Here is a 22,903-nt window from a genome sequence, read left to right as displayed (position 1 = left end):
TTGTCGCCCCCGTGCGCGCGGCCTAGCCCGGTCGCCGGGACAGCGCGCTGGGGGGCGTCGATGGGGACAAGGCTCGCGACGCGTCTGGCGATCATGCTGCTGGCCCTCACGCCAGCGCCACCCGCCGCCGCCCGCCAGAGAAGCGCGCAGAAGACCGGCTTCACGCTGCCCCCCGGCAGCGGCAGGACCATCCTCCTGATCCGCCCGAGCATACGCGTCGGCGCGCGCTCGACCGGCGGGATGTTCGAACCCAATGGCGACTGGACCGACCAGGCCCGCCGGAACATCGAGACCGCGCTCGCCGCGCAGCAACAGGCGCTCGGCAACCGCGTGATCCCCGCACCCATAGCGGACGGCGATGCGGCGCGGCTCGTGGCGGACTATGCCGCGCTGTTCGCCGCGGTCTCGCAATCGGTGATCCGCTATCAGTTCTTCGCCGGCGACCGGCTGCCGACCAAGAAACGGGCGACGCAGGCCGGACGGTTCGACTGGACGCTGGGGCCCGGCATCGCCCGGCTGCCCGGCGCACGCGACGCCGATTACGCGCTCTTCCTCAGCACCAGCGACGCCTATGGCTCGACCGGGCGCAAGCTGCTGCAGATCGTCGCGATGCTGGGGCCCGGCATCCCGCTCAGCGCGGGCGAACATGCGGGCTATGCCGGGCTGGTCGATCTGCGGACGGGCGACCTGCTCTGGCTCAACGCCGACCGCGCGATGGGCGGCGACCTGCGCACCCCCGAAGGTGCCGCCACACGCGTCCGGCAGCTGCTCGCCGATTTCCCCGGCAGCGCCCCCGCCCCCCGATGACCGTCACCGCGCTCACCCTCGCCCTGCTCGCGGCCACCGCCCCCGCCCCGCCGCCTTATACGGGCGCCTATCAACCGGTTGGCGTCGACGAGATCGGCGCCTGGGCCGAGGCGGACGAGGACGAGCGGCAACTCGCGTCGTCGCCGCTGCTGATCCGCGACGCCGCGCTCGACGCCTATGTCCGCCGCGCGCTCTGCGACACGGTCGGCGCGGCGCGCTGCGCCGGCGTGCGCGTCTATGTCCTGCGGGTGCCTTTGTTCAACGCGAGCATGGCGGCGAACGGGACGATGCGCGTGTTCAGCGGGCTGCTGCTCCGCGCCCGCAGCGAGGCGGAGCTCGGCGCGGTGCTCGGGCATGAATTCGGCCATTTCGAACGCCGCCACACGCTTGCACAGTTCCGGGCGCAGCGCACCGGATCCGACCTGCTCGGCTGGGGCGCGGTGCTCGCCGCAATGGCCCCCGATGCCGATCTGCGCCGCCGCTTCGCCACGCTCGGCCGATCGGTCTACGGCGCACTCTACCGCTTCTCGCGCGATCAGGAGCGCGAGGCCGACCGGCTCGGGATCGGCTATCTCAACGCCAGCCGCCTCCGCCCGCAGGCCGCCGTGCAGTTGTGGCGCAACGCGATCGCCGAGGCCGGGGCTTCCGCGGTTGCGCGCGGCGCGCACCGCCCGCGGCTCGACCGCATCGGGTTCTACGCCTCGCATCCGCCAGAAGCCGAACGCGCCGCCACGCTCGATGCGCTCGCCCTGCCCGACGCGACGGACCGCGACGACGGCGCCGACCGCCATGCCGACGCGCTCGCGCCGTGGCTGCCGCTGTTCCTCGACGACCAGATCAAGCTCAACGACTTCGGCGCCAGCGCCTATCTGATCGCCGCCTGTGCGGCGCGCGGCTGGACCGCAGCGCTGTGGCGCGCGCGCGGCGACCTGTACCGCGCCCGCGGCAACCCCCACGACCTCGTCAACGCCGCACGCTTCTATGCGCAGGCCACCGCGCTCGACCCTAGCCTCGCCGCCGCACAGCGCGGACTGGGGCTCGCACTGGTCCGGACCGGCCGCCTCGCGGAGGGACAGGCGGCACTACGCCGCTATCTCGCGCTCGACCCCGCCGCCGGCGATGCGACCATGATCGCGGCCCTGATCGCCGCCCCGGAGGACCGCTGATGCGCTACCCGCTGCTCCCCGCCCTCCTCATGCTCCTGCCCGCGCCCGCCGACGCCAACGCCTATCGCGCGCAGGGCAAGCCGGTCCGCGTCGCCCGGACGATGACCGTCACCCCGCCGCGCGACTGGAACCAGCTCTCCGCCCGCCCGGGCCGCAAGGCCGAGGTCTGGACACTCGACGGTGAGCGGCTCAACGCGGTCACCTGGTTCGGCGGGATCGCACCCGGCGAGCCGCTGCTGCGCGAACCCCGGCGCCGCAGGACGCTCCCCCGCTACAGCGACGCGATGCTGCTCGCCGAGATCCCCGAACTGCTCGAATCGACCTATCGCAGCGCGGGCGGAATCGCGGACTTCACGCTCACCACCGCAGCGCCCGACCCGTTTCTCGGCCATGCCGGCATCCGCTTCGGCTATGCCTATGTCGACGCCGACGATCTGCCCCGCCGGGGCGAGGCACGCGCGGCGATCGTCGCGGGGCTGCTCTACATCGTCACCTTCGACGCGCCGCGGACCGACTATTTCGACCGGCTGCTCGGCGACGTCCACCGCCTCACCGACAGCGCCGCGCTCTAGAACGCGCCCACCACGAGCGGCCGGTCCGCCTCCATCACCGCGTGCAGCGCCCGCGCGAGCTCCGCCATCGAATAGGGTTTGTGCAACAGCGCAAAGCCCTGCGCGCCGTCCTTCGAGATCACGTCGCTATAGCCGCTGGTCAGCAGCACACGCATCGCGGGAAAGTCCCGGCGGACATATTGCGCCAGCGCGACGCCGTTCATCCCGGGCATCACCACGTCCGAAAACATCACGTCGAACGCGTCCACCTCCCGCGCGAGGATCGCCAGCGCCTCCTCGGCATCGCGCGCGAACACGATCGCGTGACCCAGATCGGCGAGCGCGGACATCGCGAAGTCGCCGACCGCGGCATTGTCCTCGACCACCAGGATCCGCAGCGACGGCCCGTCGCCGCGCGCCTCCGCCGCGATGCCGACCCCCGCCGGCACGCCGGTCGGGTCATGCGGCAGATACAGCGTGAACGTCGCGCCCGCGCCGGGCGTGCTCTCGACGATCACCTCGCCGCCCGACTGCTTCACGAACCCGAACACCTGCGACAGGCCCAGCCCGGTGCCGTGGCCGATCGCCTTCGACGTGAAGAACGGCTCGAAGATATGCTCGATATGCGCCGGGTCGATCCCGCTGCCCGTGTCGTGCACGCCGATCGTCACGAAATCGCCGTCGCGCGCGACATGGCCGCGCACCGCCGGGATCCGCGCCGCGCGCCCGACCACGATCCGAAGCGCACCGCGCCCCGCCATCGCGTCGCGCGCATTGACCGCCAGGTTGACGATCGCGGTCTCGAGCTGGCTCGCATCCGCATGCGTCAGGCACGGCGTGTCGGGCAGGCTCAGCGCGATGTCGATGAACGATCCCGACAGCGTCGCCAGCATGTCGGTCATCCCGCTGACGACGGCGCGGACGTCGAGCACCTCGGGGGTCAGCGACGATCGCCGCGCAAAGGCGAGCAGTTGGTTGGTCAGCTTGGTCGCGCGGTCGGCGGTGTCCGCGATCGCAGTGATGTACCGGTCGCGCCGATCCGCGCTCAGGTCGGGCCGCCGCAACAGGTCGGTCGATCCGCGGATCACCGTCAGCAGATTGTTGAAATCATGCGCAATACCGCCGGTAAGCTGGCCCAGCGTCTCCATCTTCTGCGCCTGGCGCAGCGCCTCGTGCGCCTGGGTCAGCTCCGCGGTCCGCTCCGCCACGCGCTGTTCGAGCGTGTCGTTGACCTCCTGCACCGCCTTGAACAATTGCGCATTGTCGATCGCGATCGCCGCCTGCGCCGCGACGCCGACCAGCAGCCGCTCGTGCCGTTCGCCGAAACGCCCGGGCTCGGAATGGCCGAACAACAGCCCGCCCAGCACCACCCCGGTGCGCGACGTGACCGGCACCGACAGATAGCTCCGCACCGGCAGATGCCCGCGCGGCATCCCGTAATGCGGCGCGCTCTTCCCGTAGCGCGGGTCGGTGCGGATATCGTCCGAGCGGATCACGCCCTCGTTGCGGAAGGTCGGTCCGAACACCGCGGTCGCGCGCGGCCGCCCGAGCTTCTCGAACGCCGCCCGCTCCGCCCCGGCCAGCGTGAACAGGTGCAGCCGCTCGCCGGTCTCGTCCATCAGATTGTGGAAATACGCCCCGAACTCCGCCCCGGTCAGCTTGACCCCCGCATCGGTGACCATCTGGATCAGCGGCTCGAGCTCGAGCTCGGCGACCAGCGCCGCACCGGTGACGTTCAGCGTCTCGAGGCTGTGCGTCTCCCAGCGCAGGCTGCGCTCGGCGAGCACCGCGTCGGTCGTCTCGATCACCACCGCCAGCACGCCCGCGGGCACCCCGTCCGCATCGAGCACGGGCGAATAATTGAGGTCGAGGAACACCGTCTCGGGCTCGCCGTGGCGGTACAGCGTCAGCTCCTGCCGCGCATAGCTCCGCGTCTTGCCGGCCATCCCGGCGCGCACCACGCCGTCGTTGAACGCCGCCGCCTCCGTCCAGGCCTCGCGCACCGGCATGCCGAGGATCGCGGGATGCTTGTCCTGCGCGATCGTCGCATAGCGCGCATTGTAGAGCAGGATCCCCTCCTCGCCCCACAGCAGCGCCATCGGCACCGGCGCGCGCAACAGGATCGACACCACGGTCCGCAGATGCGGCGGCCAGCCCTCGATCGGGCCGAGCGGGGTCGCCGACCAGTCGAACGCCGCGATCAGCGCCGCGAGCGGTCCGTCGCCCAGGAATCCATGCCGCTCAGTCACGCTGCCCCACCTTGCCCCCACCCCGGGTCCGAAATCCTGCGTCCCTGATCACCCTACACGCACGGGCCTTACCCCATCCTATACACCGCACCGCCGCCGCGAAACGCTGCAATGTCCGTCACCTGCGCTACTGCGCCGACTCCGCCGACAGTGCGTCGCCGATCCGCGCCGCGACCTCGCCGATGCGATAGGGTTTCTTCAGCACCGTCTCCGCCGCCAGCTCGTCGCCGAACGTCGCGACATCGGCATAGCCGCTCGCGAACAGCAGCGGCATGGCGGGGGCGACCGCGCGGATCCGCCGCGCCAGGTCGACGCCCGACATGCCCGGCATCACCACATCGGTCAGCACCAGGTCGAACGACGCGCGCCCGAATTCGGTCAGCGCCTCGGTCCCGCTCGCCGCCGCAACCACCTGATAGCCGATCTCCTCGATCATCTGCGCCGCGACCCCGCGGACGTCATTGTCGTCGTCGACCACCAGGATCCGCTGCCGCGACCCGGTCGCCTGGGCCAGCCGCTCGATCGCGACCGGATCGGCGACCTCGGTCGTCCGCGGCAGGTACAAGGTGATCACCGTCCCCTCGTTCTCCGCGCTGACGATCCGGACCGTCCCACCCGACTGGCGGGCAAAGCCGTAGACCTGCGCGAGCCCCAGGCCCGTGCCCTTGCCCTGCCCCTTGGTGGTGAAGAACGGCTCGAACGCGCGCGCCAGCACCGCAGGCGTCATCCCTGCACCGGTATCGGCGACCTCGATCGCGACATAGGCGCCCGGGTTCAGCTCGGCGGTCAGCGCGTCGGGCACCGCGGCCAGGTTGCGCGTCGCGATCCGCACCACCCCGCCCGACGGCATCGCGTCGCGCGCGTTGATCGCCAGGTTGAGCAGCACGACCTCGAGCTGCGTCGGATCGACCATCGCGCGCCAGACATCGTCCGCCAGGTCGAGCTCGACCGTCACCGCCGCGCCGATCGACCGCGCGAGCAAATCCGCCATCGACGCGACGACCTGGTTGGGCTCGACCGGCACCGGCGACAGATGCTGGCGCCGCGAAAAGGACAGGAGCTGCGCGGTCAGCGTCGCGCCGCGCTCGCCCGCCTGCAACGCCATGCTCGCCAGCCGCCGGATCTTCTCGTCGTCGGTCCGCCGTAGCAACAGGTCGAGCGAGCCGATCACCGCGGTCAGCAGATTGTTGAAATCATGCGCGATGCCCCCGGTCAGCTGGCCGATCGCCTCCATCTTCTGCGCCTGCACCAGCCGCGCCTCGGCCCGCTCGCGCTCGGCGATCTCCGCGGTCAGCCGGTCGTTGGCCGCCGCCAGTTCGCGCGTCCGCGCCTCGACCTTCGCTTCCAGCGTATCGGCCAGATCGCGCAGCTCGGCGCGTGCCTTTTCGCGGTCCTCGAAATGCCGCGCGGCCAGCCGCTGGCGTTGCCGCGCGCGCAGCGCCGCCCGCGCCGCGCTGACCAGCGACGCAGGATGCAGCGGGCGTTCGAGCAGCGTGACGTTGGCGACCGCCTCGACCTCGCGCGCGCCGCGCCGCGGTTCGCCGCGCTTGCTCAGCAGGATGAACGGGAAGTCGGACCAGGGCGCCTGCGCCGCGATCGCCGCGAGCAGCCGCTCCTGGTCGAGCCGCGACAGCGCGTCGTCGGTCAGGATCGCGCCGGCATGCGTGCCCCCCGCGATCGCCGCGAACAGCGCGGTCCCGTCGGCATCCGGCACCGCGGCGATATCGGCAGAGCGCAGCACCTGCGCGGTCACGTCGGCGTCGCGGCCGGTCGGCGCGACCACCAGGAAATCGTCGGTCATCATCGCCGGTCGGTCAGGATTCGTCACGGTTCGTCAGCAGGGCGGCGCTGCCCCCATATTCGGGTGTCCCGGTCAGCACGCCGCGAAACCCGGTCAGCTGCGGCCCGACGCGGATCCCGCCGCTGTCGATCCGGAACTCGCGCAAGGTCCCCTCATGCGGACCCATGCGGCGTTTCAGGAACGACATCACCCGCCGGATCGCGCCATCCGCCTCGAAGAACCTGAGCAGCATCACCGAATCCGCCAGATAGGTCAGGTCGACCGGCGACTGCATCGTCCCGATCATCCCGGTCTGCGTCAGCACGAGCAGCCCCAGCACGCCCTGCTGGTTCAGATAGGTCACGACCTCGTGCATCTGCAGCAGCATGTGCTGCTCCTCGGGCATGGCGAGCTGATAGCCCGACAGCGAATCGAGCACGACCACCGTCGCGCCGACCCGCTCGACCTGGTCGCGGATAATCCCGGTCAGCTCGCCCGGCGACAATTCGCCCGGATCGACCTGGCGGAAACACAGCCGCCCCGCCGCGACATGGTCGCTAAGGTCGAGGTCCATCCCCGCCGCGCGGCGCATGAACACGCGCTCGGTCTCGTCGAAGCTGACGAACAGCGCCTTTTCCCCGCGTTCGAGCGCGGCGAAGACATATTGCAGCGACAGCGTCGTCTTGCCCGACCCCGACGGCCCGATGATCAGCGTCGTCGTCCCGTAGTCGAGCCCGCCGCCCGACAGCGTGTCGAGCTCCTCGATCCCGCTCGACGCCAGCCGGTCGACAAAACCCGTATCGGGGTGCGCGACCGCGGTCAGCCGCGGGAAGATCTGCAACCCGCCGCGCCGGATCACGAAGTCGTGGAAGCCACCGCGAAACGCGCGTGCGCGCATCTTGTACACGCGCAGCCGCCGCCGCTCGGATCCATAGGGCAGCGCGATCTGTTCGAGCCGGACGACGCCGTGCGCCAGGCTGTGCAGGCTGAGATCGTCCTCGGTCTGCGTCAGATCGTCGAGGAACAGCGCGGTGCAGCCGCGCTGCGCGAAATAATGCTTGAGCGCGAGCAGCTGCCGGCGGAACCGCAGCGGCCCCTGTGCGAGCAGGCGGATCTCGGACAGGCTGTCGAACACGATCCGCGTCGGCTCGACCTTGCTGACCGCCTCCATCACCATGTTGACCGTCTCGCCGAGTTCGAGATCGGAGGAATAGACGATCGACTGTTCGCGATCGACATCGAGGCTGAGCTCGGGCGGCACCAGTTCGAAGATGTCGACCCCGGTCATGTCCCAGCCATGCGTCTTGGCGACATGGAGCAGCTCGTCGCGGCTTTCGGACAGCGTGATGTACAGGCACCGCTCGCCCGCATCGCGCCCGGCGAGCAGGAACTGCAGCCCGAGCGTCGTCTTGCCCGACCCCGGCTCGCCCTCGATCAGGTGGACGCGGTTATAGGCATAGCCGCCGTCGAGGATGTAGTTCAGCGGGTCGAGGCCGGTCGATACGACGCTCCCGTCGGAGGGTGATGACGGTTCTTGACGCACGCGACATTTCTCCAGGCCAGTCCGGGCGCCGCGCCGGACCATGTCCGGTTCGAGAGCCCCCGCCCAACAACCCCCCGGCAACGCACAAGTTTCCGCTGCGGAATTTTTGCAAAAGTCACCGCGGTCCGGCCGCGTCGGCGGGGGGGGGCGGGCTCTAGGACTGGGGGGCCTTAAGCCCCCGCCCCCGTCCGGCGCACCACGCGTTCGAGGATCGCGAGCGGCATCGCCCCCTTCAGCAGCACCGCATGGAAGCCCTTCGGCGTATATCCCGGCCGCGCCTTCGCCTCGTCGCGCAGGCGGGTCCACACCGTGTGGCCGATCTTGTAGCTGCACGCCTGACCGGGCCACACGGTGTAGCGGTCGATCTCGCCCTGGCTGCGACCCCGCGCGATCCCCGTCGTCGCGATCAGGTAATCGGTCGCCTTTTCGCGGCTCCAGCGTTTCGCGTGCATCCCGCTGTCGACCACCAGCCGCGTCGCGCGGAACAGCAGCGACTGCAGATAGCCGACCTGCCCCAGCGGATCGCCCTCGTACATCCCCATCTCGTCGGCGAGCTGTTCGGCATAGAGCGCCCAGCCCTCCGAATAGCCGCTGAAGAAGCCGCGCCGGCGGATCAGCGGGATCTGCTCGCTCTCGAGCGCGAGGCTGACCTGGAGATGATGCCCCGGCACCGCCTCGTGATGCGTCAGCGTGGCGAGCCCGAATTTGGGCCGGTCGAACGTGTCGCGCAGGTTGATATAGTAGATCGCCGGTCGCGACCCGTCGAGCGAGGCGTTCTGGTAATAGCCGCCCGGCGCGCCCGCCTGGATCGTCGGCGGCACGCGGCGCACCTCGACCGGCGCCTTGGGCAGGCTGGCGAACGCCTCGGGCAGCCTTGCCTGCATCGCGACGATCTGCCGGTTGAGATGCGCGAGCAGCGCGTCGCGGCCCGCATCGGTGTTGGGGTAAAGCTGGTCGGGTCGCTTGTTGAGCGCCACCAGCCGCTCGCCGACGGTCCCTTGCGTCATCCCCTGCGTCTTCAGGATGCCGTCGATCCGCGCGCCGATCTCGGCGACCTGCGCGAGGCCCAGCCGGTGGATCTCGTCCCCGCTCATCGCCACCGTCGTCGCGGCCTCCGCCGCCGCGGCATAATAGGCGTCGCCATCGGGCAGCCGCCAGCACCCCGCATCGTGCACCGCCTTGGCGCGCAGCTCGGCGACCAGCGCGCGCTGCCGTTCGAGCGCGGGGCGGACGTCGCGCTCGACGATCGCGGTCGCGCGCGCGACGCGGTCGTCGGGGAGACCCGCGGCCTTCAGCTTGGTGGCGAAGCTCGTCACCATCACGCTCTGCGCGGCCGCGCCCTCCATCGCGCTGCCCAGCTGTTTCAGCGTCGTGTCGAGGATATAGTCGGGGGCGAACACGCCGCGCGCCGCGTCGCTGCGCTGCTGCTCGCTGCTGTCGTCGATCGCCTTGGGCAGCGCGGACAGCCGCTGCAGATAGGCATCCGCCTCGCCCGCATCGCGCACCCGCGTCTGCGAATCGAGGAAATCGGGCACGTCGCGATACGGCCCGGTCAGCTGGCTCAGCACATAGGGCGCGAACCGCCCGAGGCTGCTGCCATAGGTGAACCGCTTCGCGCCCGCGACCGCGCGCGTCAGCTGATAGGTCACGATCTCGTGATCGAGCGCGGCGTCGCTCGACAGCCCGCTCGTCCCGAACGCGCGCAGCTCGGCGAGTTCCTTGGTCGCCTGCGCCAGCTCGCGCGCACGTCCCGCCGCCGACTGGTCGTCGAGCCGCGCCTTCAGCCCGCTGCGCGTTCCCGTGTCGAGCCCCAGCCGCGTCGCCTGTTCGGGCGAATCGTCGAGCCGCGCATAGAAGAACCGGTCGAGCATCGTGCGCAGCGCCGCGTCGCGCGATCCCGCCGCGGCGGCCCCCTTCAGCGGGACCGCGCCGATGACGGACGCGGCAGCGGCACTCGTTAGAAACCGACGACGATGCATGGACTACTCCCCTGATTCGGGGAGGGTGTAGCATCCGGGCGGTCTCGATCCACCCCGGGCCGGCTTTCAGACGGGCGAGACGCCGTCCGCATTCACCAGATCGTCACCGACCAGCGTGCCGACCAGCCGGACGCGCTTCTCGACCAGGTCGACCGGCGTGCGGTGGAGCTCGAGCTCATAGCGCCCGCCCATGTCGCGGCGGAGATAGAACGCACCGCCGTCACGGATCAGCGTCCCCGTCTCGTCGATCTTGGTTCCGATGGTCGTCATGGCGCGCGGCCTCCTGCCAGCGGCGATACCGCAGGTGACGCGCGACGCAACCCCCGGCGGCGTCGGTCCGCCGCCAGAAGTGTCCCACGCGCCCAAGGGATACGGCAAGGGATACGGCAAGGGATACGACAGGCGGTCTGCACCGTTATACCCGCACGCGCGTCCTGCCGACGCGATCCTGGAACATCATGGCCCTCACCCCCCGTCTCTCTGGCAAGCTGGCGGCGCGCGCGCATCATTCGCCCGCCGCCGCCGGTTTCCTCCACCGCCTCGCACCGTTCTTCGCCGCCGATCAGGTCGTCGGCGGGCCGCTGCTCATCGCCACGATCGTCGCTTTGGTCTGCACCAACCTGCCGATCGCGCATGATTATCAGACGATGTGGGACAGCACGCTCGAAATCCGGCTCGGCAGCTTCCGCGCCGCGCACCCGCTCGCCGACTGGGTGAACGAGGCGCTGTTGCCGCTGTTCTTCCTGATCATCGGCGCGGAGGTGAAGCGCGAATTCACCAAGGGCGCGCTGTCGACCGTGCGCACCGCGATGTTTCCGCTCGCCGGCGCGATCGGCGGGATCCTCGTTCCCGTCGCGGTCTATCTCGCCTTCAACTACGGGACCGAGGCGGCGAGCGGCTGGGGCACCGTCATCACCTCCGACACCGCGTTCGCGCTGGCGATCATCGGCATGTTCGCGACCCGGCTGCCCGTGTCGATCCGCGCGGTGCTGCTGGCGTTTGCCGCGATCGACGATGTCGGCGGCCTGCTCGTCATCGCCGTCGCCTATACCGGCACCCTGGTCCTGCCGATGCTCGTCGTCGCGGCGGTCGCCTATGTCGCGATCTTCGTGCTGCTGCGGCTGAAGCTCGTCTCGCCCATCCCCTATGTGCTGCTCGGGCTGATCGTCTGGGCGGGCGTCTATGCGTCTGGTATCCATGCGACGATCGCCGGCGTGATGCTCGGGCTGTTGTCGCCGACCCAGTCGCGGCTGTCCGAGCGCCGTTTCGCCGAGCGCGTCCAGGCCCCGATCGACCGCTTCAAGCAGGCGGTCGACGAGGCGGAGTCGGGCGACCCCGAGGACAACGAGGAGATCCAGCGCAAGGCGCAGCAACAGCTCGGCTATATCCAGGAAATGACCGAAGCGACCGACGAACCCGCCGAACGTCTCGTCCAGATGCTCAATCCCTGGGTGTCCTATGTCGTCCTGCCGCTGTTCGCGCTGTCCGCGGTGCGGATCCACTTCTCGTCGGACCTGCTCGCCGACGCCGCGGGATCGCTGCTCGGGATCGGCGTGTTCGCAGGCCTCGCGTTCGGCAAGCCGCTCGGCTTCGTCACCGCGACGTGGCTGGCGGTCAAGGCGGGCGCCGCCGAACTGCCCGACGCGGTCACCTGGCGGATGGTGCTCGCGATCGGTGCGCTGTCGGGGATCGGCTTCACCATCTCGCTGTTCATCGCCAATCTCGCCTTTCCCGATGCACAGCGCACCGAGATGGCGTCGCTCGCGGTGCTCGCCGCGTCGCTCGCCTCGGGTGCGCTCGGCTATGTCCTGCTGCGCACCGCCGCGGCGCGGACCGAGGCCGGCTGAACACGGAACCTCCGCCGGGCACCGGGCGCTTCCATCTGGATCCCGTATGATGGAGGTATGACGATGACCGAAGCCTATTGGGGCGACACGACGCCGCCCGACATCGACTGGCGGATGAGCGCCGCGCTCGAAAACGTACCCCGCGGCGACACCGACGTCGCCGAGGTGACCAGCCTCGAGACCGCGGTCCGCACCTGGACCACGCTCGATCCCGAACATCAGCGCGCCGCGACGCTGACCCCCGAGCATGCACTCCAGATCGGGCCCGAGGGCGCGGTCCGGCACTTCACCGGCGACGCGATCGCAGCACTCGCCGCACTGCTCCCGACCGCCGGTCGCGCGGCTCCGGTCGACGACGACCCCACAGCTGCCTGATCGCGTCGTTTCGGGGCCCGGACAGCGGCTGTCCAGCCCCGAAACCCGCGGAATTCCGCGGGCTCGCAGGGGTCTTGACCACCCGACCGCGCCCCGACGCCCGATCCCGTATCTGGTGTCGAAACGGACCGGACCACACCATCCCTAGGTGCAAGTCGGATAATTCGCGGCTCTTATCGAAATAAGTGCATAGCGATATCCGGCCCGATCATGTAGATAAATGGCGTCACGCAGCGCCGCCCATCGGCGACGCCGGGCCCAGCTAGGACGGAGACGACATGCGCAGCAAATCGCACTCTGCCGCCGGGCGGACACCGGCCGACGCCACCCCGATTCGGGTGCCCTGTGCCACGGCCCGCAGCCGCGTACGTCCGACGCGAAAAGGGCGCCCCGGATCGCTCCGGAACGCCCCTGTCGTGCACTCGGCGCGCCCCCTCCGCTCGGGAGAGGGCGCCGCGCGGTTACTCGCTCTCTTCGAACGTCAGCGCGTTCGCGCCGGTCGCGCTCAGGCGGACCTTGTCACCCTCGATCTCGGCGACGAGGCCGAGCGAGATATAGTGATGCTTGGCGCCCTGCCCGTCCTGCGACTGCGGCGAATCATTCTTGGTCAGCTTGATGCGGTCGCCCTCGACATGATCGACGGTACCGACATGAACGCCGTCCGCGCCGATGACTTCAGCGTGTTCCTTGATCTGGGTTGCGTCGACCATTTTGCGTCTCCTGTGGTGGGTCCGGGTGCAGAACGCGCGTCTCGGGCATTGGTCGCATGACCTATGGCAGCGCCATCATGTTTGTCGTCGCGGCCCTGCTCGGGATCATCGGCGTCGCGATGCTGTTGCGGCTGCGCAGCCCCGATGTCAGCGACAAGCAGGTCTATGCCTTCCGGATGATCGGCATCATGCTCACCTCGGGTGCGATCGTGCTCGCGCTGTCGGCGGGCGCGATGTGGCAATGGACGCTCGAATCGTGAACACGCTCGTCCTGATCCTCGCGGTCGTCGGCATTTGCGCCGCGAACATGATCCTCGGCCGTCACTGGAGCCGGCTCGACCATAATCCCTGGTCGGGCGACTTTCGCGGCGAGACCTTCTGGGGTCCGACGCCCGGCTGGAACCCCGGCGTGCTCGACATCGGCAAGATCCGCCAGCGCGGCCGCGTGCTGATGATCGCCGCACCGATCGCGTCGCTGCTGTTCCTCGTCGTCGTCATCACCAGTTCAAGCCGTTTCTAGCTTCACCAGTTTCCTCAATTTCCCAAATTTGTCCCGGAGTATCCCATGTCCCTCCTCGAAGCCCGCAAGCAGTACAAGCCGTTCGAATACCCCTGGGCGTTCGAATTCTGGAAGCGCCAGCAGCAGCTCCACTGGCTCCCCGAGGAAGTGCCCCTGGGTGAGGATTGCCGCGACTGGGCGCAGAAGCTCAGCGATCACGAGCGCAACCTGCTGACGCAGATCTTCCGCTTCTTCACCCAGGCGGACGTCGAGGTGCAGGATTGCTACCACGAGAAGTACGGCCGCGTGTTCAAGCCGACCGAGATCAAGATGATGCTGGCCGCGTTCAGCAACATGGAGACGGTGCACATCGCCGCCTACAGCCATCTGCTCGACACCATCGGCATGCCCGAGAGCGAATATGGCGCCTTCCTCGAATATGCCGAGCTGAAGGACAAGCATGATTACATGCAGAGCTTCGGCGTCGACAATGACGAGGATATCGCGCGCACGCTCGCGATGTTCGGCGGCTTCACCGAGGGCGTCCAGCTCTTCGCCTCGTTCGCGATGCTGATGAACTTCCCGCGCTTCAACAAGATGAAGGGCATGGGCCAGATCGTCACCTGGTCGATCCGCGACGAGAGCCTGCACTGCGAGGGCATCATCAAGATGTTCCACACCTTCTGCGCCGAGCGTCAGTGCCTGACCAAGGCGGTCAAGGACGACATCGCCGACGTCTGCCAGACGACGATCCGCCTCGAGGACAATTTCATCGATCTCGCCTTCGAAATGGGTCCGGTCAACGGCATGACCCCCAAGGAGATCAAGAAGTATATCCGCTTCATCGCCGACTGGCGCATGACTCAGCTCGGCCTGAAGCCGATCTACATGATCGACGAGCACCCGCTCCCCTGGCTCGCCCCGATGCTCAACGGCGTCGAGCACGCCAACTTCTTCGAACAGCGCGCCACCGAATATTCGAAGGCCGCGACCAAGGGCCAGTGGAACGACGTCTGGGACAGCTTCGACAAGCGCCAGACCGCCAAGAAGGGCCCCGCCGCGAACGAGGACCTCGCCGACGGCGGCGACATGTTCTCGCTGGCGGGCGTGGCTGCGGAGTAACTCGCGCCGCGCGCGGGTTTAGCCACCGCTAAACCCCGCCCCGGCGGCGCGACCGGCCGGCGGCGCCATCAGCGCCGGCAGACGGCATGGGCTTTGCCCATGCCGGCCTCGTTCTGAAGACGGCAGGTGACAAACCCCGGCAAGGCGACGATGATCGCCGAGGCTTGGAGAGTCAGACTGATGGGCATCAAAACGACCGGCTGGAGCCCAACCGCGCATCTCGACAGCGATGCCGCAATACTCGCCTATCTCGAAGCGGTCTTCGAAGACGGCGATCCGGCTCTAATCGCTGCCGCACTTGCCGACGTGGCCCATATCCGCGGCAATGTCGGTGCAGACGTTCGTGATTAACCTCGTTCGCCTCGCCATTACCGGCGACGATACGCTGGACCTCGTCTTTTCGGACGGCAGCGCCGCGCACTGGTCCGCGGCGGACCTCATAGCCCGCGCCACGGTCATGACGCGCCCGCTCGCCGACCCCGCCTATTTCGCCCGCGCCTTTATCGAAGGCGGCGCGCTGGCTTGGCCGAACGGCTTCGAACTGTCCGCCGACGCGCTGCATCAGCGTCTGGCAGCCAAGGACCTGCTGATCCGCAACGCGGCCTGACGGGCGGCCGGTGCGGCACGCCTCGCCTGATTCCGAAAGGGTCGTCATTTCTGCGAGGGCGGGAACCCAAACGGGCTGAACCGACTTCGTGATCGCCGCCGTGGACCCAGTGCCGTCACGTTACGACGACCAGAGCCCCCTCAGCACCAGGGCGACCGCTTCCCCCCGCCATAACGCCGCGCCAGCCCCTCGCGGACCAGCGTGTCGCCCAGCGATCGCCCGTCGCGCTGCACAAGCCGCAGCTTGCGCCCATATTTGTCGACGTCGCGCTTGATCCGCGTCAGCGTGAACGGCCCGGCATTGAGCAGCGCCTGCATCCGCAGCGTCGCGCGGTGGCCCGCGCGTGCCTCGGCCTTGCAGCGCGGCGGGTGGGTTTCGGGGGTGTCGATATCGGCGATGCGGATCTTGGTGCGGTTCATCCAGAAGGTGTCGCCATCGACCATGCAGTTGACCCGCTTGGCCCGGCCGCAGATCGTGAAGCGCGCCGACACCGCCTTCCCCGCCCCCACCGCGCCGGCCCCAGCGCCAGACCCGGCCCCGACGATCAGCCCACCCGCCGCGCCCGCCGCAGCAGCCGCCGCAGTCGCGGCCGCGCTGCCGAGACCCGCAGCGGACGGCGCGACGTCGGTGGCGGTATCGCGCAGCCGCCCCCAGCCGCCCGGCACGTGGAGCTGCCCCGCGGGCCAGGTCACGCCGAACCCGGTCGGCCATTCGACCTTCAGGCCCGGCGGGACGAGCGGTGACCAGTCGATCTTGCGCAAGGTCGGCACCATCAGCCCGATCAGCACGCCGTAGAACACCAGGCGGAGCTGTAGCGCGAGACCCGGACCGCTCCGACGACGGGCGCCACCCGTCCCGCGATTGCCGCTCAGCAACCGCATAAAATCAAACACATACTCCATCGCCTTTCGCGCCTACGCGGCCACGAGTCGATGTCACTCGCGCGTCGACTCACATGCGGCGAAGCGAGTCGGAAATGCGCCAGAACGCATCGGGAACATCAGGAGGACGTCATGGCACCGCCCGACGCCTCTCGACGCGGCCCGGCCGATCCGCGCCGGACACAAAAAAGGGCGGGGTGCGATCGCTCGCACCCCGCCCGATTTCACGTACCTAAGCCAAGGCTCAGAAGTGCGTGACGATACCCAGCATCGGGCGGAAGCTTTGCGCGTCGCCGAAGGTGTTGACCTCGGCGCGGATGCGGAAGCCGGCGTTGCCGGTGATGCCCTTCAGGCCGATGCTCTGCGGACCGACTTCGGCGCCGATGCCGTAGGTGATCGCGCTATAGTCGCGGTTCGTGTTGGGAACCGTGTTCGACAGGCCCGAGAAATGGTCGAAGTTGACCCACTGGTAGCCGACCTTGCCGTAGATCAGGCCGCTGTCGCCAGCGCGGAAACCGAAACGGCCTGCTGCGCCATACTGCCAGTCGATGTTGCCATCGATGCCCTTGATCACGTTACCTTCTGCGCCGACGAAGACCGGGCCCAGCGGAACGTTGACGCCCAGGACGCCCTGAACGAGCGAACCCGAGGGCTTGTAGCCGCGACGCAGCGTGCCGTTGGCGTTCAGCGCCTGCGGGATGCCGTGGCCGGCTTCGTTGTCGAACTGCTCCCAACCGCCCATGACGCCGAAATACGGCTCGATCCCGAAGGCCTTCGAGCCGTCCGGTGCAGCGGCTTCGCCGGGGGCGGCGCTGTTGTCGGTGGGGGCAGGAGCCGACATGTCCTGCGCGAACGCCGGAGCGGCGAGGGCGGCTGCTGCGATGGCGACTGCGATGGAAAGCTTACGCATATTCGAATGACCTTCTTGTTTCGTTCTGGGTCCCGCCGCCCCGGACAACCCGTGGCGCGTGACACTCAGGCCCTCCAAACAGGTCGATGACGAAAATGTTGCACTGCCGTTCGTCGATTTCGGGAACACTCGCCGGCTGTGGCAAGATGGCAACGGTTTCTGACGGTCGGATGAACGAACAAGGGCGAAACCGCGGCCATCATGGCGGCTTCGTGGCTTTTCCCGGGCGGCGACAAGACGCTACGGATACCCCGGTTTCAGCGGGTTAGCGGCGTCCAGGCGCGCTGATGGCGGGTGCGCGCGGCGGCGGGATCACCGGGTCGACCGACGTGGATTCGATCCGCCAGAGATGTGCCTCGGCGCTCGCGGTCTCGATCCCGTCGTTGACGCGGTGCAGCAGGACCATCCCGTCATCGGCAAATCGCGTGCCGTCGCTCAGCGTCCCCGTCACGCGTACCGGCACCGAGATGTGCAGCTGGCCCGCCCCTGCGTCGACGCTGCCCGGCGCCGCGACGCTGGCATCATAACGGGCATAGCGCGCAAAGCGGCCAGCGAAGCCCGCCCGGTCGAGCGTCGAGGATTCGCCATCGCGACACCAGAGCGCGCGCGCCCCGACAAAGTCATGCGCCGCGATCCGCTGGTAATAGCGTCGCACCACCGCCGCCGCTGCTTCGGGCAGGGTCTCGGGCGCCGCGGCCGCGATCTTGGTGGTGCCGACGGGATGCCGGCCGGGGCGGCTGTCCGCCGCATAGCGCGCGATGTTCTGCTGTGCGCGCGCCGCCGCCGCGGTGACGTCGAGCTGCTGCTGCTTGGGATCCGAGCAGCCGCCAAGGCCGCACCCCAGGAGGATCGGCATCACGCCGCCGGTTGCGATCACGATACGCACGCGCGCCTCCTACATCGAAGCGGGACGCGCGCGCGGGGATCGCTGCCGCACGCGCGTCGGGGGATCGCAGGGGTCAGGGCTTCAGCGCGACGTCGTCGGCATCGTCCAGCTCGTCATCGTCGATGCTGCCATCGTCGAGCTCGTCCTGCACATCGTCCTCGTCGATATCATCCTCGTCCATCGTCACGGTCGAATCGGTCTGGCCGACCGCTTCCGAATCCATGTCGATGTCGTCGATCGGCTCGTCCTCGTCGTCGTCCGTGCCCAGATCGGGGCTCAGATCGGTGACGATCGCGCCGTCGACCGGGCCGCTGCGCGTCGCCTCGAGGATCTCGGCGCGCTGGCTCTCGTCATAGCCGTCCTCGTCATACCCGTCGTCGCCCGTGCCCATGCCGGGAACCTGATGTCCGCCCATGCTATCGCTCCTGCTCAGGCCGCGTCGTGCGGTCTCGCGTCAAGGAACGGCGGGCACGCGTGCCCGGTTCCGTCACTCGGCCGGTTTGACGACGATCGCAGGCCGGAACAGGCGGCCCCGTTCCGTCAGCGCGACGACTGCCAGCGCCGCGAGCCCCGCGAGCAGGAAGCCGAGCACCAGCGGCACCGTCGTCCCGTCGAACGCCTGGCCGATCACCGCGCCGATCACCGCGCCCGCGGTGACGCTGACGAACCCCTGCACGCTCGACGCGGTGCCGGCGATCCGCCCCATATTCTCCATCGCCATCGCCGAGAAATTCGACGTCGCCAGCCCGAAACAGCCGAGCGTCAGCGCCTGGAACACCGCAAAGCTGGTGAGCGACTCCCAGTTCGCCTCGATTGCGCCCAGATGCACCAGCGAGACCAGGATCAGCCCCGACAGCGCGCAGTGGCTGATCAGCCGCGTGCCGAGCTTCATCACGATCCGCGAATTCATCAGATTGGCCGCCGCCATCGTCACCGAGGTGACCGCGAAGATCAGCGCGAGCAGGTCGGGCTTTGCGAACACGTCCGCCATGATCTGCTGGATCGAGTTTAGATACCCGTACAGCGACCCCATCAGCGCGGTCGCCGCCAGCGTATAGCCGAGCGACAGCCGGTCGCTGAGCGTCTGCCGCCAGTCGGACAGGATCCGCGCCGGCGTGATCGGCAGGACGTTCTCGGGCGCCAGCGTCTCGGGCATCCGGACCCAGAACCAGGCGAGCACGACCAGCGTCAGGCCTGCGATCACCCAGAAGATCGCGCGCCAGTCGCCGAACTGCAGCACGCTCCAGCCGAAGGTCGGCGCCAGGATCGGCACGATCATGAACACCATGAACGCGATCGACATCACCCGCGCCATCGCCCGCCCGTGATAACAGTCGCGCACCAGCGCGATCGTCGCGACCCGCGCCGCGGCGATCACCGCCCCGCCTGCGACCCGCGCGATCAGCAGCAATGTGAAGCTCCCCGCCAGCGCGCAGGCGACATTGGCGAGCGCGTACAGCCCCAGCGACCAGAGCAGCACCGTGCGGCGCCCGAACCGGTCGGCGAGCGGCCCGTGGACGAGCTGCGCGACGCCGAAGCCGATGACGAACGCGGTCACGATATATTGCCGGCTGTTCTCGCTCGCGATCCCCAGCGACTCGCCGATCGCGGGCAGCGCGGGCAGCATCGAATCGATCCCCAGCGCGGTCAGCGACATGAGGGCTGCGACCAGCGCCACGAACTCGACAAAGCCGATCGGCGCGCCGCGCATCGCGGGCGCGTCGGATACTGGGGTTTCTGCGGTCATGATGCGGCGCCCTACCGCGTTATCGCTACCTACGAAACCCGCTATCCACCCCGCCACGCGCACGAATCCCACGCGCTCAATCCCCCGGGAGGCCACGCCCCCAATCCCCCCCACAGCAACGCCCCCCAATCCCCCGGCGGCAACGCCCCCAACCCCCCGGCAGCAACGCCCCTCAATCCCCCGGCAGCAACGCCCCCCAACCGTCATCCCCGCGAAGGCGGGGATCCATACCGGCAAGCCCCACGACTCCATCACCGACGTCCGAACATCTGGATCCCCGCCTCCGCGGGGATGACGAAACCAAGTGCCCCTCCCCCAAGGCCCGTCATCCCCGCCTCCCCGGGGATGACGGCAAGAGAGGTGCCTAAATCGCCCCGCCACCACGCGAAATCCCGCCCGGCAATTGGCACCGCGCGCCCGCGTCGCTATATCGGCGCTCCCCTATCCGGACATCCTTCCATGCTCGACAGCCCCGCCGCCCAGGTTCCCACACTCAGCCTTGCCGATCAGGCGCGCGACCCCGATGGCTTTGCCGCCGCGCTCGGCAACTCGTTCGAACGCTTCGGTTTTGCGATCGTCGCCGATCACGGCATCCCGACCGAATTGATCGACCAGGCCTGGGCCGAGACCAAGGCACTGTTCGAGCTGCCCGAGGACGAGAAGCGCGGCTATTTCGCCCCCGGCGGCGGCGGCGCGCGCGGTTACACCCCGTTCAAGACCGAGATCGCCAAGGACGCCAAGGTCGTCGACCTCAAGGAATTCTGGCACGTCGGCCGCGAACTCCCCGCCGGCCACCGTTACGAGGCGCAGATGTCGCCGAACGTCTGGCCGACCCGTCCCGAGGGTTTCAAGCCGGTCTTCCTCGACCTGTTCAAGGCGTTCGACACCGCGGGCGACAAGCTGCTCTCCGCGATCGCGCGCCACCTGAAGCTCGCGCCCGACTGGTTCGACCCCGCGGTCAAGGACGGCAACAGCGTCCTGCGCCTGCTCCACTACCCGCCGATCCCCGCCGATGCCGAGGGCGTCCGCGCCGGCGCGCATGAGGACATCAACCTCATCACGCTGCTGCTCGGTGCGGAAGAGGCCGGCCTCGAACTGCTCGACCGCGCGAACGGCCGCTGGCTGTCGATCAAGCCGCCCGAGGGCGCGATGGTCGTCAATGTCGGCGACATGCTCCAGCGGCTGACCAACCACGTCCTGCCCTCGACCACGCACCGCGTCGTCAACCCGCCGCCCGAGCGCCGCGGCCATTCGCGCTACTCGATGCCGTTCTTCCTGCATCCCGCGCCGGATTTCCTGATTCAGACGCTGCCGGCGACGATCACAGCGGAAAACCCCAACCGCTACCCCACCCCGATCACCGCGCACGACTATCTCTACGAACGCCTGGTAGAGATCGGCCTGATCAAGAAGTAACCGCCCCCGCTCCACCACCCCGGCGAAGGCCGGGGCCCAGTTGGGGGACGGTGATAACGTCGGACACCGCTCCGTTGCGCCGACCTCCCACCTGGACCCCGGCCTGCGCCGGGGTGGTGCAATGGGGGATCTCCCCCAGCCTCAATCGAACCCGTTCGCCAGAAACCGCTCCGCCACCGCGCAGTGCACCGCGATGCCGTGCGCCATCACCCGCTCGTCGATCGTCATCTTCGTATTGTGCAGCGGCGGATTGGTCCGCGGGTCGCTCCCCTCGGGCGCCGCGCCGATGAACGCCATCGCGCCGGGCAGCTTCTGCAGCACGTAGGAGAAATCCTCCGCCCCCATCATCGGCGGCATCACCTGATACGCGCCCTCGCCGCCGATCGTCGTCGCCACCGCCTTGATCAGCTCGGTCGCGCGCGGATCGTTCACGGTGACGGGATAACCCTGCTCGATCGTCGGCGTCCCCACCGCGCCGTGCGCCGCGGCGATCCCCTCGACCATCCGGACGAACGCCGTGCGCAGCTGTTCGCGCGTGCGCTCGGACAAGGTCCGCATCGTCCCCAGCATCTCGACGCTCGACGGGATGACGTTGTGCGCGCTCCCCGCATTCAGCTTGGTGATCGACAGCACCGCCGGATCGGTCACCGCCACCTGCCGCGCGACATAGGTCTGCAGCGCGGTGACGATCTCGCACGCGATCGGCAGCGGATCGAGGCAGTCGTGCGGCATCGCCGCATGCCCGCCGCGCCCGGTGATCGTCGCGCGCAGCGTGTCGGTCGACGCCATCAGCGTGCCCGCGCGGCTGACGACATGCCCCATCGGCATGTTGGGCGAGATGTGCAGCGCGAACCCCGCCTCGGGCAATGGCGCATCGAGCAGCCCGTCGGCGATCATGTGCCGCGCGCCGTGATGCCCCTCCTCGCCCGGCTGGAACATGAATACGACGGTGCCCGGCAGATCGTCCCGCCGCGCGCACAGCGCCTTGGCCGCCCCGACCAGCATCGCGGTATGCGAATCATGCCCGCACGCATGCATCGCCCCGTCGACCTTCGACGCGAACGGCAGCCCGGTCTCCTCCTGCATCGGCAACGCATCCATGTCGCCGCGGAGCAGCACGGTCCGCCCATTGCCCCCCGCGGTGCCGCCACCCCGCCCGCCGCGCAGGATCGCGACGAACCCGGTCGTGGACGTCCCCTCGCGGATCTCCAGCGGCAGCCCGGCCAGCGCCGCCTTCACCTTGTCCGAGGTGCGCGGGCAGTGCAGCCCCACCTCGGGATCCGCATGGATCGCGCGCCGCAACTCGATCGCCGCATCGAGGCTTTCCTCACCGATCGCGGCCCAGTCGGTGGTGGATTCGAAATCGAGCGACATGATCGGGTACCTTTGCAAGACGTGGTGCACCGGCCCGGCCAACGCCCGGCCCGTGCCGATGCCGCCCTATACCACAGCACCCCACCCCCTCCACCACCCCGGCGAAGACCGGGGCCCAGTTGGGGAACGCCAGTGATGCAGGACGGCGCTGCGTTACAGCGACCTCCCCAACTGGGCCCCGGCCTCCGCCGGGGTGGTATGCGGGAGATCACACGCCGCCGCTCCCGCCTTGTGTCCCCGCGAAGGCGGGGACCCAGTCTGGGCACCGCCTTCGCGGGTGACCATGGAGGAAAGAGCTGCCAGTCCCCCAAGAGCGCCCCCACCCCGGCGAAGGCCGGGGCCCAGTTAGGGGCCGGCAATGATGCAGGACGGCGCTCCGTTACAGCGACCTCCCCAACTGGGCCCCGGCCCCCGCCGGGGTGGTATGCGCGGGAGCGGAAGCGCAGGAACCGCA

The 22,903-nt window shown here is 69.1% G+C and carries 23 protein-coding genes; 11 read left to right on the top strand and 12 right to left on the bottom strand.

The genetic code is table 11. From position 1 onward, the window contains the following. Nucleotides 1-60 precede the first annotated feature (60 nt). Genes IFT71_RS04890 through IFT71_RS04880 form a run of 3 tightly spaced genes read left to right on the top strand, consistent with a single transcriptional unit; the run spans nt 61 to nt 2,545 of the window. Nucleotides 61-807, top strand: a complete 747-nt coding sequence (locus IFT71_RS04890) for a hypothetical protein (RefSeq protein WP_192139437.1) — start codon at nt 61-63, stop codon at nt 805-807. Continuing rightward, complete coding sequence (locus tag IFT71_RS04885; RefSeq protein WP_192139435.1) at nt 804-1,973, top strand: M48 family metalloprotease; 1,170 nt, start codon at nt 804-806, stop codon at nt 1,971-1,973. The genes IFT71_RS04890 and IFT71_RS04885 overlap by 4 nt, the downstream gene beginning before the upstream one ends. Beyond that, nucleotides 1,973-2,545 (top strand): hypothetical protein, encoded by a 573-nt coding sequence (locus IFT71_RS04880; RefSeq protein ID WP_107045634.1) that lies wholly within the window; start codon nt 1,973-1,975, stop codon nt 2,543-2,545. Before IFT71_RS04885 ends, IFT71_RS04880 begins: the two co-directional genes overlap by 1 nt. On the opposite strand, the gene IFT71_RS04875 is transcribed toward IFT71_RS04880, so the two are convergent. The 5 genes from IFT71_RS04875 to IFT71_RS04855 all read right to left on the bottom strand — a co-directional run bounded on the left by IFT71_RS04875 (nt 2,542) and on the right by IFT71_RS04855 (nt 10,345). Further along, complete coding sequence (locus IFT71_RS04875) at nt 2,542-4,773, bottom strand: ATP-binding protein (RefSeq protein ID WP_192139433.1); 2,232 nt, start codon at nt 4,771-4,773, stop codon at nt 2,542-2,544. The genes IFT71_RS04880 and IFT71_RS04875 overlap by 4 nt on opposite strands. Before the next feature lie 127 nt (nt 4,774-4,900). Then, the gene (locus tag IFT71_RS04870) at nt 4,901-6,574 is read right to left on the bottom strand and encodes a response regulator (protein WP_192139431.1); all 1,674 of its coding nucleotides are present in this window, start codon (nt 6,572-6,574) and stop codon (nt 4,901-4,903) included. 13 nt (nt 6,575-6,587) lie between these two features. Further along, nucleotides 6,588-8,096 (bottom strand): ATPase domain-containing protein, encoded by a 1,509-nt coding sequence (locus tag IFT71_RS04865; protein ID WP_342211125.1) that lies wholly within the window; start codon nt 8,094-8,096, stop codon nt 6,588-6,590. Nucleotides 8,097-8,266: 170 nt separating this feature from the next. Continuing rightward, nucleotides 8,267-10,075, bottom strand: a complete 1,809-nt coding sequence (locus IFT71_RS04860) for a DUF885 domain-containing protein (RefSeq protein ID WP_192139429.1) — start codon at nt 10,073-10,075, stop codon at nt 8,267-8,269. Between the two features lie 66 nt (nt 10,076-10,141). Next, nucleotides 10,142-10,345 carry a DUF5818 domain-containing protein gene (locus IFT71_RS04855; RefSeq protein WP_031440577.1) on the bottom strand — a complete coding sequence of 68 codons (204 nt, stop codon included), beginning with the start codon at nt 10,343-10,345 and terminating at the stop codon, nt 10,142-10,144. A gap of 188 nt (nt 10,346-10,533) precedes the next feature. On the opposite strand from IFT71_RS04855, the gene nhaA reads away from it, so the two are divergent. Both nhaA and IFT71_RS04845 read left to right on the top strand, forming a co-directional pair. Continuing rightward, nucleotides 10,534-11,922: a Na+/H+ antiporter NhaA gene (gene nhaA, locus IFT71_RS04850; RefSeq protein ID WP_031440578.1), complete on the top strand. Its 1,389-nt coding sequence runs from the start codon at nt 10,534-10,536 to the stop codon at nt 11,920-11,922. Between the two features lie 57 nt (nt 11,923-11,979). Then, nucleotides 11,980-12,297, top strand: coding sequence for a hypothetical protein (locus IFT71_RS04845; protein WP_244654776.1), 318 nt, complete (start codon nt 11,980-11,982; stop codon nt 12,295-12,297). A 461-nt stretch (nt 12,298-12,758) separates the two neighbouring features. On the opposite strand, the gene IFT71_RS04840 is transcribed toward IFT71_RS04845, so the two are convergent. Next, on the bottom strand, nt 12,759-13,007 hold the full coding sequence (locus IFT71_RS04840) for a DUF2171 domain-containing protein (protein WP_192139427.1): 249 nt from the start codon (nt 13,005-13,007) through the stop codon (nt 12,759-12,761). A gap of 56 nt (nt 13,008-13,063) precedes the next feature. Between IFT71_RS04840 and IFT71_RS04835 the strand changes: the two genes are divergently transcribed. From IFT71_RS04835 to IFT71_RS04815, 5 genes are all read left to right on the top strand, one after another. Next, complete coding sequence (locus IFT71_RS04835; protein WP_031396614.1) at nt 13,064-13,267, top strand: hypothetical protein; 204 nt, start codon at nt 13,064-13,066, stop codon at nt 13,265-13,267. After that, nucleotides 13,264-13,527: a hypothetical protein gene (locus IFT71_RS04830; RefSeq protein ID WP_206757440.1), complete on the top strand. Its 264-nt coding sequence runs from the start codon at nt 13,264-13,266 to the stop codon at nt 13,525-13,527. The genes IFT71_RS04835 and IFT71_RS04830 overlap by 4 nt, the downstream gene beginning before the upstream one ends. 45 nt (nt 13,528-13,572) lie before the next feature. Then, nucleotides 13,573-14,628: a ribonucleotide-diphosphate reductase subunit beta gene (locus IFT71_RS04825; protein ID WP_056409090.1), complete on the top strand. Its 1,056-nt coding sequence runs from the start codon at nt 13,573-13,575 to the stop codon at nt 14,626-14,628. Between the two features lie 180 nt (nt 14,629-14,808). Beyond that, nucleotides 14,809-14,979, top strand: a complete 171-nt coding sequence (locus IFT71_RS04820; protein ID WP_192139423.1) for a helix-turn-helix domain-containing transcriptional regulator — start codon at nt 14,809-14,811, stop codon at nt 14,977-14,979. Continuing rightward, nucleotides 14,960-15,235 (top strand): DUF2442 domain-containing protein, encoded by a 276-nt coding sequence (locus IFT71_RS04815; RefSeq protein WP_192139421.1) that lies wholly within the window; start codon nt 14,960-14,962, stop codon nt 15,233-15,235. Before IFT71_RS04820 ends, IFT71_RS04815 begins: the two co-directional genes overlap by 20 nt. Before the next feature lie 140 nt (nt 15,236-15,375). Here the strand turns inward: IFT71_RS04815 and IFT71_RS04810 are convergent, their stop codons facing one another. From IFT71_RS04810 to IFT71_RS04790, 5 genes are all read right to left on the bottom strand, one after another. Continuing rightward, complete coding sequence (locus tag IFT71_RS04810) at nt 15,376-16,128, bottom strand: thermonuclease family protein (protein ID WP_342212597.1); 753 nt, start codon at nt 16,126-16,128, stop codon at nt 15,376-15,378. 232 nt (nt 16,129-16,360) lie between these two features. Then, nucleotides 16,361-17,026, bottom strand: coding sequence for an outer membrane protein (locus IFT71_RS04805; RefSeq protein WP_031394478.1), 666 nt, complete (start codon nt 17,024-17,026; stop codon nt 16,361-16,363). Between the two features lie 265 nt (nt 17,027-17,291). Beyond that, complete coding sequence (locus IFT71_RS04800; RefSeq protein ID WP_192139419.1) at nt 17,292-17,912, bottom strand: hypothetical protein; 621 nt, start codon at nt 17,910-17,912, stop codon at nt 17,292-17,294. A gap of 73 nt (nt 17,913-17,985) precedes the next feature. Then, nucleotides 17,986-18,327 (bottom strand): hypothetical protein, encoded by a 342-nt coding sequence (locus tag IFT71_RS04795; RefSeq protein ID WP_037530490.1) that lies wholly within the window; start codon nt 18,325-18,327, stop codon nt 17,986-17,988. A 72-nt stretch (nt 18,328-18,399) separates the two neighbouring features. Then, complete coding sequence (locus IFT71_RS04790) at nt 18,400-19,659, bottom strand: multidrug effflux MFS transporter (protein WP_166746970.1); 1,260 nt, start codon at nt 19,657-19,659, stop codon at nt 18,400-18,402. 459 nt (nt 19,660-20,118) lie between these two features. Here IFT71_RS04790 and IFT71_RS04785 point away from each other — a divergent pair, with 459 nt between their 5' ends. Beyond that, on the top strand, nt 20,119-21,075 hold the full coding sequence (locus IFT71_RS04785) for an isopenicillin N synthase family dioxygenase (RefSeq protein WP_192139417.1): 957 nt from the start codon (nt 20,119-20,121) through the stop codon (nt 21,073-21,075). 141 nt (nt 21,076-21,216) lie between these two features. Here IFT71_RS04785 and IFT71_RS04780 read toward each other — a convergent pair whose 3' ends face one another. Further along, nucleotides 21,217-22,449: a M20 metallopeptidase family protein gene (locus tag IFT71_RS04780; protein ID WP_192139415.1), complete on the bottom strand. Its 1,233-nt coding sequence runs from the start codon at nt 22,447-22,449 to the stop codon at nt 21,217-21,219. Between the last annotated feature and the right edge of the window lie 454 nt (nt 22,450-22,903).

It is taken from the genome of Sphingomonas sp. CFBP 13733, assembly GCF_014841795.1.
Classification (GTDB): domain Bacteria; phylum Pseudomonadota; class Alphaproteobacteria; order Sphingomonadales; family Sphingomonadaceae; genus Sphingomonas; species Sphingomonas aerolata.
This window is presented reverse-complemented; position numbering and strand designations above follow the sequence as displayed.

Bases quoted from the DNA above. Each gene is read 5' to 3' on its own strand.
- IFT71_RS04890 (WP_192139437.1), top strand. From the start codon at position 61: ATGGGGACAAGGCTCGCGACGCGTCTGGCGATCATGCTGCTGGCCCTC.
- IFT71_RS04885 (WP_192139435.1), top strand. From the start codon at position 804: ATGACCGTCACCGCGCTCACCCTCGCCCTGCTCGCGGCCACCGCCCCC.
- IFT71_RS04880 (WP_107045634.1), top strand. From the start codon at position 1,973: ATGCGCTACCCGCTGCTCCCCGCCCTCCTCATGCTCCTGCCCGCGCCC.
- IFT71_RS04870 (WP_192139431.1), bottom strand. From the start codon at position 6,574: ATGACCGACGATTTCCTGGTGGTCGCGCCGACCGGCCGCGACGCCGAC.
- IFT71_RS04860 (WP_192139429.1), bottom strand. From the start codon at position 10,075: ATGCATCGTCGTCGGTTTCTAACGAGTGCCGCTGCCGCGTCCGTCATC.
- IFT71_RS04855 (WP_031440577.1), bottom strand. From the start codon at position 10,345: ATGACGACCATCGGAACCAAGATCGACGAGACGGGGACGCTGATCCGT.
- nhaA (WP_031440578.1), top strand. From the start codon at position 10,534: ATGGCCCTCACCCCCCGTCTCTCTGGCAAGCTGGCGGCGCGCGCGCAT.
- IFT71_RS04845 (WP_244654776.1), top strand. From the start codon at position 11,980: ATGACGATGACCGAAGCCTATTGGGGCGACACGACGCCGCCCGACATC.
- IFT71_RS04840 (WP_192139427.1), bottom strand. From the start codon at position 13,007: ATGGTCGACGCAACCCAGATCAAGGAACACGCTGAAGTCATCGGCGCG.
- IFT71_RS04835 (WP_031396614.1), top strand. From the start codon at position 13,064: ATGACCTATGGCAGCGCCATCATGTTTGTCGTCGCGGCCCTGCTCGGG.
- IFT71_RS04825 (WP_056409090.1), top strand. From the start codon at position 13,573: ATGTCCCTCCTCGAAGCCCGCAAGCAGTACAAGCCGTTCGAATACCCC.
- IFT71_RS04820 (WP_192139423.1), top strand. From the start codon at position 14,809: ATGGGCATCAAAACGACCGGCTGGAGCCCAACCGCGCATCTCGACAGC.
- IFT71_RS04805 (WP_031394478.1), bottom strand. From the start codon at position 17,026: ATGCGTAAGCTTTCCATCGCAGTCGCCATCGCAGCAGCCGCCCTCGCC.
- IFT71_RS04795 (WP_037530490.1), bottom strand. From the start codon at position 18,327: ATGGGCGGACATCAGGTTCCCGGCATGGGCACGGGCGACGACGGGTAT.
- IFT71_RS04790 (WP_166746970.1), bottom strand. From the start codon at position 19,659: ATGACCGCAGAAACCCCAGTATCCGACGCGCCCGCGATGCGCGGCGCG.
- IFT71_RS04785 (WP_192139417.1), top strand. From the start codon at position 20,119: ATGCTCGACAGCCCCGCCGCCCAGGTTCCCACACTCAGCCTTGCCGAT.
- IFT71_RS04780 (WP_192139415.1), bottom strand. From the start codon at position 22,449: ATGTCGCTCGATTTCGAATCCACCACCGACTGGGCCGCGATCGGTGAG.